At 71.9% G+C, this 14,923-nt stretch carries 16 protein-coding genes; 5 read left to right on the forward strand and 11 right to left on the reverse strand.

Annotated elements, in window-relative coordinates:
- Positions 1–22: 22 nt before the first annotated feature.
- From ABT232_RS00385 to ABT232_RS00395, 3 genes are all read left to right on the forward strand, one after another.
- Positions 23–1,327: a GH1 family beta-glucosidase gene (locus ABT232_RS00385; protein WP_351833739.1), complete on the forward strand. Its 1,305-nt coding sequence runs from the start codon at positions 23–25 to the stop codon at positions 1,325–1,327.
- A 236-nt stretch (positions 1,328–1,563) separates the two neighbouring features.
- Positions 1,564–2,997, forward strand: coding sequence for a S8 family serine peptidase (locus tag ABT232_RS00390; RefSeq protein WP_351833742.1), 1,434 nt, complete (start codon positions 1,564–1,566; stop codon positions 2,995–2,997).
- Positions 2,998–3,048: 51 nt separating this feature from the next.
- The gene (locus ABT232_RS00395; protein WP_351833745.1) at positions 3,049–3,270 is read left to right on the forward strand and encodes a hypothetical protein; all 222 of its coding nucleotides are present in this window, start codon (positions 3,049–3,051) and stop codon (positions 3,268–3,270) included.
- Between the two features lie 136 nt (positions 3,271–3,406).
- Here the strand turns inward: ABT232_RS00395 and ABT232_RS00400 are convergent, their stop codons facing one another.
- From ABT232_RS00400 to era, 8 genes are all read right to left on the reverse strand, one after another.
- Positions 3,407–4,306 carry a TauD/TfdA dioxygenase family protein gene (locus tag ABT232_RS00400; protein ID WP_351833748.1) on the reverse strand — a complete coding sequence of 300 codons (900 nt, stop codon included), beginning with the start codon at positions 4,304–4,306 and terminating at the stop codon, positions 3,407–3,409.
- 63 nt (positions 4,307–4,369) lie between these two features.
- The gene (locus ABT232_RS00405) at positions 4,370–5,722 is read right to left on the reverse strand and encodes an LLM class flavin-dependent oxidoreductase (RefSeq protein ID WP_351833751.1); all 1,353 of its coding nucleotides are present in this window, start codon (positions 5,720–5,722) and stop codon (positions 4,370–4,372) included.
- Positions 5,719–6,453 (reverse strand): ABC transporter ATP-binding protein, encoded by a 735-nt coding sequence (locus ABT232_RS00410; RefSeq protein WP_351833754.1) that lies wholly within the window; start codon positions 6,451–6,453, stop codon positions 5,719–5,721. Before ABT232_RS00410 ends, ABT232_RS00405 begins: the two co-directional genes overlap by 4 nt.
- Positions 6,429–7,301, reverse strand: a complete 873-nt coding sequence (locus ABT232_RS00415) for an ABC transporter permease (RefSeq protein WP_351833757.1) — start codon at positions 7,299–7,301, stop codon at positions 6,429–6,431. Before ABT232_RS00415 ends, ABT232_RS00410 begins: the two co-directional genes overlap by 25 nt.
- Positions 7,302–7,306: 5 nt before the next feature.
- Positions 7,307–8,374 (reverse strand): ABC transporter substrate-binding protein, encoded by a 1,068-nt coding sequence (locus ABT232_RS00420; RefSeq protein ID WP_351833760.1) that lies wholly within the window; start codon positions 8,372–8,374, stop codon positions 7,307–7,309.
- 236 nt (positions 8,375–8,610) lie between these two features.
- Positions 8,611–9,822: an ROK family protein gene (locus ABT232_RS00425; RefSeq protein WP_351833763.1), complete on the reverse strand. Its 1,212-nt coding sequence runs from the start codon at positions 9,820–9,822 to the stop codon at positions 8,611–8,613.
- Positions 9,823–9,907: 85 nt separating this feature from the next.
- Positions 9,908–9,994: a putative leader peptide gene (locus tag ABT232_RS00430; protein ID WP_351834764.1), complete on the reverse strand. Its 87-nt coding sequence runs from the start codon at positions 9,992–9,994 to the stop codon at positions 9,908–9,910.
- 308 nt (positions 9,995–10,302) lie between these two features.
- Positions 10,303–11,262, reverse strand: coding sequence for a GTPase Era (gene era / locus ABT232_RS00435; protein WP_351833766.1), 960 nt, complete (start codon positions 11,260–11,262; stop codon positions 10,303–10,305).
- 151 nt (positions 11,263–11,413) lie between these two features.
- Here era and ABT232_RS00440 point away from each other — a divergent pair, with 151 nt between their 5' ends.
- Both ABT232_RS00440 and ABT232_RS00445 read left to right on the forward strand, forming a co-directional pair.
- A complete protein-coding gene (locus ABT232_RS00440; RefSeq protein WP_450871576.1) occupies positions 11,414–12,742 on the forward strand; it encodes an ammonium transporter in 1,329 nt (442 codons plus the stop codon).
- A complete protein-coding gene (locus ABT232_RS00445) occupies positions 12,739–13,077 on the forward strand; it encodes a P-II family nitrogen regulator (protein ID WP_351833767.1) in 339 nt (112 codons plus the stop codon). Before ABT232_RS00440 ends, ABT232_RS00445 begins: the two co-directional genes overlap by 4 nt.
- Positions 13,078–13,106: 29 nt before the next feature.
- Here the strand turns inward: ABT232_RS00445 and ABT232_RS00450 are convergent, their stop codons facing one another.
- Genes ABT232_RS00450 through ABT232_RS00460 form a run of 3 tightly spaced genes read right to left on the reverse strand, consistent with a single transcriptional unit; the run spans position 13,107 to position 14,894 of the window.
- Entirely contained in the window at positions 13,107–13,583 is a 477-nt protein-coding gene (locus ABT232_RS00450; protein ID WP_351833770.1) for a hypothetical protein, read from the reverse strand.
- Between the two features lie 54 nt (positions 13,584–13,637).
- Positions 13,638–13,991, reverse strand: coding sequence for a cytidine deaminase-like protein (locus tag ABT232_RS00455; protein WP_351833773.1), 354 nt, complete (start codon positions 13,989–13,991; stop codon positions 13,638–13,640).
- Positions 13,992–14,018: 27 nt separating this feature from the next.
- Positions 14,019–14,894 carry a helix-turn-helix transcriptional regulator gene (locus tag ABT232_RS00460; RefSeq protein ID WP_351833776.1) on the reverse strand — a complete coding sequence of 292 codons (876 nt, stop codon included), beginning with the start codon at positions 14,892–14,894 and terminating at the stop codon, positions 14,019–14,021.
- Positions 14,895–14,923 lie beyond the last annotated feature (29 nt).

The raw sequence follows: 14,923 nt of genomic DNA on the forward strand, positions 1-14,923 counted from the left end.
CGGCGGTGCGGATGATCCGCCCATGGCGACGAACCCGATACCGCAGTTCCCCGCCGGTTTCCTGTGGGGCGTGTCGACCTCGGCCCACCAGATCGAGGGCGCGGCCGGCCTGCGCGAGCCGTCCGTGTGGGACGCGTTCACGGCCGGGCCGGGGCGGGTGAAGGACGGCTCGACGGCGGCGGTGGCCTGCGACCACTACCACCGCCACCGCGAGGACGTCGCCCTCCTCGCCGAGCTGGGCGTGGACGCGTACCGCTTCTCGGTCTCCTGGCCCCGGGTGCGCTCCACGGGCGGCCTCGACTTCTACGACCGGCTCGTCGACGACCTGTGTGCGGCGGGGGTGCGCCCGGTGCCGACCCTGTTCCACTGGGACCTGCCGCTGGGCCTCGACTGGCTCGACCGGGACACCGCCGCCCGGCTGGCCGAGTACACCGCCACCGTGGCCGACCGGCTCGGCGACCGCGTCTCGAAGTGGATCACGCTCAACGAGCCCGCCGAGCACACCCTGCTGGGCCACGCCCTCGGTGTGCACGCTCCTGGCGAGCGGCTGCTGTTCGACGCGCTGCCGGTGGCCCACCACCAGCTGCTGGCGCACGGTCTCGCGGTACGCGCCCTGCGCGCGGCCGGGGCCACGGACATCGGCGTCGCCAACTCGCACGGGCCGACCTGGGCGGCGTCCGAGGAGAGCGCGGACGTGGAGGCGGCCGAGTTCTACGACGTCCTGCTCAACCGCCTGTTCGCCGAGCCGATCCTGCTCGGCACCTATCCGGCGGGGCTCGGGGAGCTGATGCCGGGCGATGTGGCGGCCGATCTGAAGGTGATCGCCGAGCCGGTCGACTTCTACGGCGTGAACTACTACGCGCCGACCCGGGTGGGCGCCCCGCAGGGCACGGAGATCGACTTCGGCGGGGTGCGGATGCCCGCCGAACTGCCGTTCTCGGTCCGGGAGATCGCGGACCGGCCACTGACGGACTTCGGCTGGCCGGTGGTGCCGGAGGGCCTGACCGAGCTGCTGACCGGCTTCCGGGACCGCTACGGCGACCGGCTGCCGCCGGTCGTCATCACCGAGAACGGCTGCTCGTACGACGGCCTGGACGACCAGGACCGCATCGCCTACCTGGACGGCCACATCCGGGCCCTTCACCGCGCCCTGACGGCGGGCGTGGACGTGCGCGGCTACTTCGTCTGGTCCCTGCTCGACAACTTCGAGTGGGCGGAGGGGTACGCGCGCAGGTTCGGCCTGGTGCACGTGGACCGCGAGACGCTGGAGCGCACCCCCAAGGCGTCCTACCGCTGGTTCCGGGAGGTGCTGCGGGCCCAGCGGTGACGGACGCGGCGCACAGAGGCCCAGGCCGTGCAACTGTCAACCATATGTCCCAAGTTGCACCCGACGAGCCGAATTCATAGATTTGTGGTAGCTGCCGATTCCTGAGGAGCAACGCGCCGAGCGGCGCCCCGGCCCGCACCGGCCGGGGCGCACAGGGGGCCTCTTACCGTCACCGTCCGACCCGCTGCCGCGGCGCCCCGGCACGGCTGCCGGCGGGTCGAGAGGAAGGCCGAGTCATGGCCAAGATCAAAGTGCTGCTGGAGATCGAACCGCCCGCCACCGCGCAACACGACGGCTTCGGCGCGTTCCGGGAGGCCATGGCCTCCGAGACCTCGGCGATCGACCAGGGCCTTCCCGGCCTCGACCTGGTGGCCGGGCTGGGGGTCGAGCCGGACGAGAGGTTCGTGCCCGTCCCCATGTTCAGCACCTCTCGGGAGGGAGCCGAAGGAGCTGGCGGGACCCAGGAGCCGCTGGGCGCTCTGATGGAGTTCGGCGTCCCGGAGACCAATCCCGACATGGCGCCGACCTCCGTGATCCTTCCGGTCGAGGTCGCCCCGACCCGGCTGGCGGAGCTGCGCGAGCGCGACGGTGTCGCCGTGTGGCCGAGCTCCCCGCTCCACCTGTACGAGGAGGACGAGCAGGCGCCGGGCGCGGATGTCCAGGCGCACGCGTTCGATCTCGCCCGCTCGGTCGCCGGCCTCGACTGCCGGCCCTTCCGGCCCGGCGTCACCGTCGGCACCGTCCGGGCCCTGCTCGGCGTCGCCCGGCCGTGGCAGGACGGCTTCCGCGGGCAGAACATCGTCGTCGGCATCCTCGACGAGGGCGTGAACGGGCAGGTCTATCCGGTCGCCGGCGGCTTCACCCACCCGGGAGCCGACCTCCAGCCGGGGGACGCCCCGATCACGAGCCACGGCTCGATGTGCGCCGCCGACATCCTCGTCGCGGCGCCCTCGGCACGGCTGTACGACTATCCCTTCCTCGGGCGGCCCGACTCCGGCGGGGCGCTGACCATGTTCCAGGCGGTCCTGGAGCACCGCAGGCTGGACGGCACACCGCAGCTGACGAACAACAGCTACGGGTTCGTGAGCGTCCCGCGCCGCGACCAGGCACCCGGGCACGAGATCTGGGACCTCGACCATCCGCTCCACCGCAAGGTCCGCGAGGTCGTGACCTCCGGCGCGGCGGCGTTCTTCGCGGCCGGCAACTGCGGCGTGCAGTGCCCGAGCCTCGCCTGCCGCCGCAGCGGCATCGGCCCCGGACGCTCCGTCCACGCCTCCAACAGCCTCGCGGAGGTCATCACGGTCGCGGCGGTCAACAGCCGCGGCGAGCGCGTCGGTTACTCCTCGCAGGGGCCCGGCATGTTCGAGGAGCAGAAGCCCGACTTCGCCTCGTACACGCACTTCTTCGGCAACTTCGGGCCGGGCCGGCCCGGTGGGGTGCCCGAGCCACCGAAGTCGCCCTTCGACAACGGGACGTCGGCGGCCACACCGGTCGCGGCGGGCGTCGCGGCGCTGCTGCTGTCCGCGTTCCCCGAGCTGACTCCGGAGGGGCTGCGCGAGGCGCTGCTGGCCGGGCTGGTCAACCCGACGGGCAAGGTCTGGGACGCCGGCTACGGGCGTGGCATCGTGAACGCCGCGGCGTCGTACTCGTTCCTGCTGCGGAAGTCCTGAGCCGACGTCCGGCTCGGCACACCGCGGCCCGGCGGCCCTGGGAGGGCGTGCATGAAGTGGCTCCTGACCGTGCCGGCCGGCATGGACCTCGGCGACCTGGCGGCCAGGCTGTCCGCCGTCGGCGGCACCCTGCTCGACGTCGACCCGGTCCCGCTGGGCGAGACCGAAAAGGTGGTGCAGGGCGAAGGGCCGGCCGACCTGGACACACGGGTGGCCGGCCTCGGCCTGCCGGTCCGGGTGAACCCCAGCTCGGAATTCGACCTGGGCTTCTGACCCGCGCGTCCGTCCCCGGCTCCGCCCGGTGATCGCCGGCGGGCCCACCCACCTGCGAAGTCCGGGCGGTCTCTCCGAGCTCGAGGAGAGACCGCCCGGGCTTCGGCATCCGGCCGTGCGGAGGGTGCGGGCGCGGTTACGCCGCGGCCACGACCGTGTAGTGCGCCGCGTCCCCCTCGATCGAGTAGCTCTCCTTGCCGTCGATGCCCACCGGCACGTCGCCGGCCGCGGTCACCCGGTGCAGGCGGCGCGGCGCGCCGTCGTAGTTGTCCACCGCGTAGTGCTGCGTGATGCGGTTGTCGAACAGGACCAGCTGGTTCTCCGACCAGCGGTGGCGCAGGATGTTCTCCGGCCGCACCACGTACGCCTGGAGCAGGTCCAGGACCTTGCGGGACTCGGCGGGCGACAGGCCGACGATCCGCTGCGCGAAGCCGCCGATGAACAGGCCGCGCTCGCCGGTCAGCGGGTGGACGCGGACCACCGGGTGGACCGTGCGGTACTTGATCGACGTGAACTGGGCGCGCTGGGCGGCCTGCTCCTCGTCGATCTGCTCGGCCGGCACCGCGTAGTCGTAGTCGTTGGTGTGCTCGGCCCACAGGGTGTCGGCCAGCCGGCGCAGCGGCTCCGGCAGCTGCTGGTAGGCCGCCGCGGAGCTGGCGATCAGCGTCTCGCCGCCGTACGGCGGGATCCTGAGGCTGCGCAGGGTGCTGGCCTGCGGGGGGTTGAGGACGAAGGTGACGTCGGTGTGCCAGTGGTTGGCGGCGCGGCCGCGCTCGCTGTCGACGGGGAGCACGTTGGGCACGCCGTCGACGGACGAGACGGTCGGATGGGCGGTGGTGAGGTCGCCGCCGAACCGGCGGACGAAGGCCTGCTGGCCCTCGTCGTCCAGATCGACCTCGTCGAAGACCAGGGCCTTGTGGACGTTCAGGGCCTCGCGCAGGGCGGTGACGTCCTCCTCGGCGAGGGGCTTGGAGATGTCGACGCCGAAGACCTGGGCGCCGATGTTCGCGGTGACCTTGCGGATCTCGATGGACATGCGAGCGGTCCTTTCAGACGGTCGGGAAGAGCTGTCGGATGGGTCGGGCCGGACGCTCGGGCGTCACACGGTGGCGAGTGCGGGGCCGACGTGCTGGTTGTCCGGGCGCGGGAGGCCGTAGCGCTCCCGCAGGGTCTGCCGCGGGCCGTATCCGGTGCGCAGCAGGCCGCGGGCGCGCAGGATCGGGACGACGTGGTCGACGAAGGCGTCGAGGCCGGAGGGCAGGACCGCGGGCATGATGTTGAAACCGTCGGCGGCGCCCTGGGTGAACCAGGTCTCGATCGTGTCGGCCACCTGCTCGGGCGTGCCGGCGAAGGTCAGGTGCCCGCGGCCGCCGCCGAGCCGTCCGATCAGCTGCCGCACGGTGAGGCGCTCGCGCCGGGCCAGCTCCACCACGAGCGTGTAGCGGCTCTTGGCGCCCTCGATGGCGTCCTCGGGCGGCAGGTCGGCCGGGAGCCGCGAGTCCAGCTCCAGGGTGCCGGGGGCCAGTTGCAGCAGCTGCTCCAGGCGCCCGACGCCGTGGCTGTGGACGATGTGGTCCTCGAGGACTTGCTCCTTCGCCAGCGCCTCGGCCTCCGTGGAGCCGATCACCGGCACGATCCCGGGCAGCACCTTGATGTGCCCGGGGTCACGGCCTGCCGCCACGGTACGGGCCTTGAGGTCGGCGGAGAAGGCCTGCGCGTCGGCGAGGGTCTGCTGGGCGGTGAACACCGCCTCCGCGTACCGGGCCGCGAAGCCCTTGCCGTCCTCCGAGGAGCCCGCCTGCACCAGCAGCGGGTAGCCCTGCGGCGAACGGGGCACGTTCAGGGCGCCCTCGACGCTGAAGTACGTCCCCTGGTGCCGGGGCGGGTGGACCTTCGCGTCGTCGCCCCAGACGCCGGACTCCTTGTCGGCGACGATCGCGTCGTCCTCCCAGCTGTCCCAGAGCTTCAGGGCCACGTCGAGGAACTCGGCGGCACGGGCGTACCGCTCGGCGTGCGCGGGCTCGGCGTCCAGGCCGAAGTTGCGGGCGGCCTCGGCGCCGGCGGTGGTGACGATGTTCCAGCCGGCCCGGCCGCCGCTGATGATGTCGAGCGAGGCGAACTTGCGGGCCAGGTTGTAGGGGGAGTTGTAGGACGTGGAGGCGGTGGCGATCAGGCCGATGTGCTCGGTGGCCGTCGCCAGCGCGGTGAGCAGGGTGAGCGGCTCCAGGGCGCCGGCCGGGCGCTGCGCGATGTTGCCCCACAGTTGCGGTGAGTCGGCCAGGAAGAGGGAGTCGAAGGTGCCGCGTTCGGCGATCCGGGCCAGGTGGACGTAGTGGTCCAGCTCCACATGGGCGTGCGGGTCGCTCTCCGGGAGCCGCCAGGACGCCTCGTGGTGGCCGGTGTTCATCAGGAAGGCGTTGAGGTGGAGCTGTCTGGTGGGTTCGGTGGTCACTGGTGGTCCTCCGTGACGCCCAGGGCGGCGAGCAGCCGCTCGCGGTACTCGCTCAGCAGCGGGTCCCGGTTCGAGCGGGGGTGGGGCCGGTCGATGGTCAGGTCGAGGCCGATACGGCCGTGGTCGAGGACGAGGACGCGGTCGGCGAGCACGATCGCCTCGTCCACGTCGTGGGTGACGAGCAGCACCGAGGGCCGGTGACGCTTCCACAGCTCACGCAGCAGAGCGTGCATCTTGATCCGGGTCAGCGCGTCCAGCGCGCCGAACGGCTCGTCGGCGAGGAGGAGTTCGGGTTCGCGGACCAGCGAGCGGGCCAGCGCGGCGCGTTGCGCCTCGCCGCCGGACAGTTCGTTGGGCCAGGCCCGCTCCCGGCCGGCCAGACCGACCTCGGCGAGGGCTTCTCGGCCCTTGGCCTCCGCGTTCTCGCCGTCGAGTCCGAGCAGGACGTTGTCCAGCACGCGCCGCCAGGGCAGCAGCCGGGAGTCCTGGAAGACGACCGACACCCGTTCCGGGGCGCTGAGCTGTCCGCTGCCGACGACCTCGTGGTCGAGGTCGGCGACCGCTCGCAGCAGGGTGCTCTTGCCGGAGCCGCTGTGTCCGAGGAGGGCCACGAACTGTCCGGCGGGGATGTCGAGGTCGAGGTTGTCGAGGATCTTGCGTCCGTCGAACGACCGTGTCAGCGAGCGCAGCTGGACGGCGGGCCGGGTCAGCTGCTCAGTGTGCGGCGCCACGACAGCACCCTCCGTTCGATGAGACGGACCCCGGTGTCGGAGAGGAGACCGAAGATGCCGTAGATGAGGAGGCCGACCAGGATGACGTCCGACTGGCCGTAGTTCTGGGCCTGGAACATCATGTAGCCGAGGCCGCTGGTGGCGTTGATCTGCTCCAGGACCACCAGGCCGAGCCAGGAGCCGGTCACTCCGAGCCGCAGCCCGACGAAGAAGCCGGGCAGGGCGCCGGGGATCACGATCTGCCGGATGAACTGGAGCTTCGACAGCCCCTGCACCTCGGCCAGCTCGACGAACCGGTTGTCGATGCCGGACAGCGCGGCATGGGTGTTGAGGTAGATCGGGATGTACACGACGATGGCGATGATCGCGATCTTGAAGGTCTCGCCGATGCCCAGCCAGAGGATGAACAGCGGGATCAGACCGAGCGTCGGGATGGCCCGGTTGAGCTGCACCGTCCCGTCGATCAGTGCCTCCCCGGTCCGGGTGAGCCCGGACGCGAGGGCGAGCAGCACGCCGGCGGTCAGGCCGATCGCGAAGCCGTAGGCGGCGCGCTCCAGAGAGGTGAGGATGTCGGTGGTCAGCGTCCCGTCGGTCCACAGGTGGGCGCCGGTCTTCACCACCGTCCAGGGCGCGGGGATCGCGCCGGTGTCCAGTTGTCCGGCGGCCGATGCGACGGCCCACAGGGCGATGACGAACAGGGGTCCGACGAGCCGGGAGGCGGGCAGCGGTTTGCCGGGGGCGAGTCCGCGGCGTCGGCGGCGGACCCGGGGGCCGTCGGCGCCGGTGTCGGCGACGGCGGGGACCGCGGTCGCGGTCGGGCTGGTGGTCGCGCTCGCGCTGGTGGTCATGGCGGTCACCTCCGGTACTCGGCTGCCACCGACTTGGCGGCGATGCCCTCGAAGCGGTGGTCGAAGAGCGAGGAGACGTCGAACCGCTTCACGAAGCCGCCCTCCGCGAGGAGGTCCGCGGTCTCCTGCTCCCACTCGATGGCCTCGTCCCAGCTCGGCGGGAACAGCGGCTTGTTGGCGAGCTCGGTGATCGACTGGGCCTGTTCGAGGGTCAGGTTCTGCGTCTTGACGTAGAACTCCTCGTTCCAGACGTCCGGGTGCTCGTACTGCCACACCTGGCCCTGCGCCCACTGCGGTATGTAGGCGGCGACGGCGGCCGCCTTCGCCTTGTCGTCGAGCACGGACGCCGGCGCCCACAGCAGGTTGAGCAGGTCGACGACGTCGGTGGTGATGACGCGGGCGCCCTTGGACTCGTACTGCTTGAGGTAGGCGGGCGACTGTGAGTTGCCGAGCGGGGCGATGTCCACCTGGCCGGACTGCAGGGCGGTGAGGAACTGGTTGCTGGTCAGCGGGACCAGCTTCACGTCGTCGTACTTCAGGCCCGCCTTCTTCAGCGCCCGCAGCAGGACGACACCCTGCGCCTGCCCCTGCGAGAACGCCAGCTTCTTTCCGCGGAAATCGTCGACGCTTCCGATGTCGCTGCCGGGCTTCGTGGCGAATACGTAGTTCGGCTTGCGGGTGATGTTGATCGCGACGATCTTCGCGTCGAATCCCTGGTAATGCGCCTGGATCGGCGGAATGCCCGCGTTGTTGGCCAGGTCCAGCGACTTCGCCCGGAAAGCGTTGATGACGTCGGGACCGGCGCCGATGTTCAGCCAGCTCGACACCTCGAAGGGCAGCTCGGGCAGTTTCGCGAGCTTGAACTGCAACTGCTGTGTGCCCTGATAGGAGGCGATCTTCAGGCTTGTGCCGGCCGGCACCTTGTCGGCGAGCGGAGCCGTGGAGGCGCCCTTTCCGCCGGTGGCGGCGTTGCTCTCGGCGCAGCCGCTGAGACCGGCGACCCCCGCGGCGGCACCGAGCAGTGAGGTGAGGAAGAGACGTCGGTCGACGCCGGACGCACGGGAAACGGGCATGGGAGGACCCCCAGAGGAAACGGAAAGCACAGACACAGCGAGGTGGAATTCCGGGCACGGCGAAACCGGCGGCAGGAATTCACGCAGATTTACAGAAGGAGCTCACACGGCGACGAAGGCGTGGAGAGGGGCGCGCTCCCGGCGCGCCGGGGGCGTCAGCAACAGAAAGTGCGACAGCTCATGAGGAAGATTTTCTTGTCTGTGTGCGAGGCCTGTCAACATTCAGAGTTTCTGAATTAAGTCAGCGCGGGTGAGACGCACGGCGATGCCAGCGGATCCCGGTAGAGCACGTCCAGGGCGACCGCCCCGCCCGCCATCGCGAGCACCGCGTCGGGGAAACTGCTCGGCGAGACGGCGGCGCTCCGCTCCGCCCCGACCTCCTCGCGCAGCACGGCCAGGCAGTCCTCCCGGTACAGCGCCCCGATCTCGGTGACGACGACACTCTCCGGGTTCAGCACGTCCAGCAGCAGCCCGGCGGCCCGCCCCACCATCCGCGCGCGCTCCCGCAGCAGCCGTACGGCCACCGGACTCCCGGCGTCGGCCGCGGCGACGACGTGCATCGGGTTGACGCCGTCGATCACCCCGGCCTCGCGGGCCCGCCGGCACAGGGTCCGCTCGCTGAGCTCGGCCTGGAGGCAGCCCACCCGCCCGCACAGGCAGGGCTCGGTGCCGCCGGCCAGCGGCAGGTGCGCGATGGTGCCCGCCTGGGAGCGCGGGCCGTGGTGCACCTCGTCGTGGGTGGCGAACGCCGCGTCGACCATGTTGCCGACGAACAGGTGCAGCGCGCTGCGGCTGCCGCGCGCCCGCCCGAACAGCCGCTCCGCGTTCACCAACGCCCGTGCGTGGCCGTCCACGTGCACCGGCAGTCCGGTGCGGTGGCCGACCGCGTCCCGCACCGGCACGTCCCGCCACCCCAGCAGCGGATGCTCGACGACGGTCCCCGAATCCCGGTCCACCCAGCCGCCGGTGGCCACGCCCACGCCCAGCGCACGCCGGCCGGGCGCGTCACCGAGCAGCGCGTCCAGCCCGTCGGCGGCCCGCGCCAGCACCTCGCGGGGATCGAGACCGCGGTGCTTCAGCTCCCGCCGTGCCAGCACCCGGCCGCGCAGGTCGAGCAGCGCGACGGTGGTGTACGGCACGGCCACATGCACCCCTCCCACCACGAACCGCGAGTCGTCCAGGTCCACGGGGACGTGCGGACGGCCCACCCCGTTGCTGCGCCGGGGCACGGCTGCCTCGCGGATCAGCCCGAGGTCGGCGAGCCGGGCGCAGTGGTCGGTGACGGAGGCGGGGGACAGCCCGGTCAGCCGGGCGATGGTGGAGCGCGCGACCGGCCCGTGCTCCAGCACGGACCGCAGGATCACGCTGGCGCTGGTGCGCCGCCGGTCGCTGTCGGCGACCCGGGTGACAGGGGAGGCGGGAAGGAGGGGAGCCGCGGTACGGGGCATGGGGAACTTCCTCGGACGTCGGGAGCCGGTCCAGCACTGCGCCGTCTGTGGGGCGCTGCGTGCCGGGTCATCGGCTCCGCCCGCCTCACACCGGAGGGCGACAGGCGGCCGCGCTCACGCGTCGCAGGTCGACGTGGCGACGCGACGAGAAGTTCCGGGCCTGGGCAACCATGGCTCGAAACTAGCAAAGTGGAACAGCCGTGCCCAGACGGCGACCGACGGGCGAGACGGGCGCCGTTCGACGGGCAGGCCCTCGCCGGCCCGCTCCCCGCCTCCCGGGGCCGAGCGGCACACCCGCGTCGGGCCCGGGCCGGGGCACGGTCAACGACGGCCCCGGGCACGGTCACACGGCCCCGGCACGGTCAACCACGGCCCCCGGCACGGTCAACCACGGCCCCAGGCACGGTCAACCCGGCCCCGCGCACGGTCAACGACGGCCCCGGGCACCGTCACCGACCGCCGGGCACGGTCACCGACGGCTCAGAAGCCCAGCTTCCGCAGCTGCTTGGGGTCGCGCTGCCAGTCCTTGGCGACCTTCACATGCAGGTCGAGGAAGACCGGGGTCCCGAGCAGCGCCTCGATCTGCTTGCGGGACTTGATGCCGACATCCTTCAGGCGCTTGCCCTTGGGGCCGATGATGATGCCCTTCTGGCTGGGGCGCTCGATGTAGACGTTGGCGTGGATGTCGAGCAGGGGCTTGTCGGCGGGGCGGTCCTCGCGCGGCAGCATCTCCTCGACGACCACCGCGATGGAGTGCGGCAGCTCGTCGCGGACGCCCTCCAGCGCGGCCTCACGGATCAGCTCCGCGATCATGACCTGCTCGGGCTCGTCGGTGAGGTCGCCCTCGGGGTACAGGGCGGGGCCCTCGGGCAGCATCGGGATCAGCAGGTCCGCCAGCAGGTCGACCTGCTGGTTGGCGGTCGCCGACACGGGGACGATCTGCGCCCACTCGATGCCCAGTTCCTTGCCCAGCTGGTCGATCGCGATCAGCTGCTCGGCGAGGGCCTTGGAGTCGACGAGGTCCGTCTTGGTGACGATGGCGACCTTCGGGGACTTCTTGATCCCCGCCAGCTCCTTGGCGATGAAGCGGTCACCGGGACCGATCTTCTCGTTGGCCGGCAGGCAGAAGCCGATCACGTCGACCTCGGCCCAGGTGGTGCGGACCACGTCGTTCAGCCGCTCGCCCAGCAGCGTGCGCGGCTTGTGCAGGCCGGGGGTGTCCACCAGGATCAGCTGGGCGTCCGGGCGGTGCACGATCCCGCGCACCGTGTGCCGGGTGGTCTGCGGCTGGTTGGCGGTGATCGCCACCTTCTGCCCGACCAGTGCGTTCGTGAGGGTGGACTTGCCCGCGTTGGGGCGGCCCACGAAACAGGCGAAGCCGGCGCGGTGGACGGCCCCGGTGGGGTCCGACGGCTCGGAGGACTGGGTACGAACGCTCATGCCGCCCATTGTCCCTGATCCCCGGAGCGCCGCCGCACCGTGAGCTTCAGGAAACCCGACGGCAACGAAACGTCACGGAAACACACTCGTACGCGACAGGAAACGCACACCGGTGACGCTCGGACGCAGCCCCGACCCCGTTGGAGACCCCGTGACGACCGTGACCCTCGCCGCCGGACGGCCGGCGCTCGACACCGGTGACACCGCCTGGCTGCTCGCCGCCACCGCCCTGGTGCTCCTGATGACCCCCGGTCTGGCCCTGTTCTACGGCGGCATGGTCCGCACGAAGAGCGTGCTCAACATGCTGATGATGAGCTTCGTGTCGATCGCCCTGGTCACGGTCGTCTGGCTGGCGGCCGGCTATTCGCTGGTGTTCGGCGAGGACGCGGCGGGCGGTCTCATCGGCGGCCTGGACCACCTGGGCATGGCCGGGATCGGCCCGGACAGCGTCCAGGGCACGGTCCCGACCCTGCTGTTCGCCACCTTCCAGCTGACCTTCGCGATCATCACGGCGGCGCTGGTCAGCGGCGCGATCGCGGACCGGGCGAAATTCGCCGCCTGGCTGGTGTTCGTCCCGGTCTGGACGCTGCTCGTATACGTTCCGGTCGCCCACTGGACCTGGGGCCCCGGCGGCTGGATCCTCGACCGGCTCGGCGCCCTGGACTTCGCCGGCGGTCTCCCCGTCGAGATCACCTCGGGCGCCTCCGGTCTCGCCCTCTGCCTGGTCCTCGGCCCGCGGCTCGGCTTCAAGAAGGACGCCATGCGGCCGCACAACCTGCCCATGGTCGTGCTGGGCGCCGGGCTGCTCTGGTTCGGCTGGTTCGGCTTCAACGCGGGCTCGGCGCTCGGCGCCAACGGCCTCGCGGCGGCCGCCTTCCTCAACACGCTCGCCGCCGGCTGCACCGGCCTGCTCGGCTGGCTCTTCGTGGAGCAGAGGCGGGACGGCCACGCCACCACGCTGGGCGCCGCCTCCGGTGCCGTCGCGGGCCTGGTCGCGATCACGCCCTCGTGCGGTTCGGTCTCCCTGCTCGGCGCCCTCGTGGTGGGCCTGGCCGCCGGTGTGGTCTGCTCGTACGCGGTCGGCTGGAAGTTCAGGCTGAACTACGACGACTCCCTCGACGTCGTCGGTGTGCACCTGGTCGGCGGTGTCATCGGCACCCTGCTGATCGGCGTCTTCGCGGTGGAGTCCATGACCGGCGGCGCCGAGGGCCTGCTGTACGGCGGCGGGCTCGGCCAGCTCGGCCGGCAACTGGTGGCCGTGGTCGCCGTGGGGGCGTACGCGTTCCTGGTGACGTACGGCATCGGCAAGCTGATCGACAGGGCGATGGGCTTCCGGGCGAGCGAGGACCAGGAGCACACCGGGCTGGACCTTACGGTGCACGCCGAGACCGCCTACGATCACGGGGTCCTGGGCGGCCACGGCGGCCCGGTCACCTCCTCCCCCGTCTCCTTTGCGCAGAAGGCCAGGCCGCAGGCATGAAGCTCATCACCGCGATCGTCAAGCCGTACCGCCTCGACGAGGTCAAGACCGCTCTCCAGGAACTGGGTGTGCAGGGCATGACCGTGACCGAGGCCAGCGGCTACGGCCGCCAGCGCGGCCACACCGAGGTCTACCGTGGCGCCGAGTACCAGGTCGACCTGGTGCCCAAGGTCCGTATCGAGGTCGTGGTGTCGGACGCCGACTCCGACGCCGTCATCGACGCCATCGTGAAGGCCGCGCAGACCGGCAAGATCGGCGACGGCAAGGTCTGGGCGCTGCCGGTGGAGACCGTCGTACGGGTCCGCACCGGTGAGCGGGGGCCGGACGCGCTGTGACGCCCGGCCCGCCGGTGGGGGTCGGACGGTCAGTCGAAGACGAACGGGCCCGGTGACTGCGGTCCGGACGCCGCGCAGGTGAGCGTGAATCCGGACAGCGTCAGCCGCAGCGAGCCGCCGTCGGCGGTCAGGCGGTCGCCGGAGGCGACGGTGCCCTTGAGCGGGCCGATGGTGACGGTGCCGCCGGCGGGCATCGCCGGGTTCTCCGTGCCGGAGAAGGCCACCGTGCCGCCGCCCGCTCTCGCCAGGGTGAGGGTCGAGCTGATCGAGTCCGCCGGGACCGCGATCGGGGTCGTGACGGCGGCGGCCCTGAGGGTGATCGTGGCGGTGCTGCCGCTCTGGGCGGCGACCAGCGTGACGGCGCCTTCGCCGAAGCCTCCGCAGGCGAGGGTGAAGGTCGCCGACTGCGGGGTCACGGCGGAGGCGGTGGGCGCGAAGGTCAGTCCTGCGGCCGCGAGGGCCGCGACGGTCAGTGCGGTACCTGTTCCGATGCGCTTGGCTCTCATGCCTTCCATGCTCCCCACCCGCGAGCCGTCCCGCATGTGGGGAGCGGAGCGCGGTCAGCCCGCCGTCACGGTGGCCCGGACCGTGCCGTCCGGAGCCGCGACCAGCACCGGCGTCCCGGGCCCGCCCAGGTCCCGTACGGCGGCCAGGTCGTCCGCGGCGGCGGTCTCCGCCTCGGTCACCACGGCGGCCGCCTCCAGCGACTTCGCCCCGGACGCCACCGCCATCGCCACCGCCGTGCGCAGGGCGCTGAGCCTCAGCGAGTCCAGGTCCACGGTCCCGGCGACGTAGGTGCGGCCGGTCTCGTCGCGTACGGCCGCCCCCTCGGGCACACCGTTGCGGGCCCGGGCGGAACGGGCCAGGGTGACGATCTTGCGGTCCTCGGCGTCAAGCGCGCTGCTGTCGGTCATGATCCGAGCATACGTAGCGCCCCCGGCTCACCCGGCGACCGGATGCAGCGCCCCGCGCCGCCCCTCCGGCGACGCCAGCCAGCGCAGCTTGGCGTCGGTGTTCGCCTCGTCCAGCGGGGTGTGCAGAACGATCGTCAGATCCGGCCGGACCGGGACCTTCATCGCCGTGGACTCCACGACCAGCAGGCCGACCACCGGATGGTCCAGCTCCTTGCGGATCTGCCCGGCGTCCTCGATGTCCCGCTCCTCCCACAGCCGGGTGAACTCCGGGCTGGCCTCGCGCACCTGGGACAGCACCGCCGCGAACCCCTCGTCGTCGGGGCGGCTGGAACTCGCGGCCCGGAACTGGGCGACGACCGTGCGCGCGTTGCGCTCCCAACTGCGCGAGCGGGAGCGGTACATGGGGTCGGTGAAGAAGTCGACGAGGCAGTTCTGCGTCTGGTCGGGGCGCATGCCGAGCACCGTCGCGGCCGCGTCGTTGTACAGCACGCAGTTGTAGTACAGGTCCATGATGTGCGCCGGGTACGGCATCCAGGTGTCGATCAGCCGCCGCAGCCCCTCGCACATGTCCCGCTTCTCCGGGGCCACTTGGGGCGCGGGCGGGTTGAGTCCGGCGAGCACGTACAGATGCCGGTGCTCGGCGTCGCTCAGCCGCAGCACCCGCGCGACCGCGTCGAGGACCTGCGGGGAGACGGAGATGTCGCGGCCCTGTTCCAGCCACTGGTACCAGGAGGCGCCCACCCCGGCGAGCACGGCCACCTCCTCCCGGCGCAGTCCCGGCGTACGGCGCCGGGCGCCGCCGTCGGGCAGGCCCGCCTCGGCCGGGGAGACCCGGGCCCGCCGGCTCCTCAGGAACTCGCGCAGCTCATACCGTCGACGACTCTTCGACACGCCTTCGGACACGTAACGGATCCCCCTCGTACCGCCGGTGC

It is taken from the genome of Streptomyces sp. NPDC001532, assembly GCF_040298625.1.
In the GTDB taxonomy this organism is placed as follows: Bacteria; Actinomycetota; Actinomycetes; order Streptomycetales; family Streptomycetaceae; genus Streptomyces.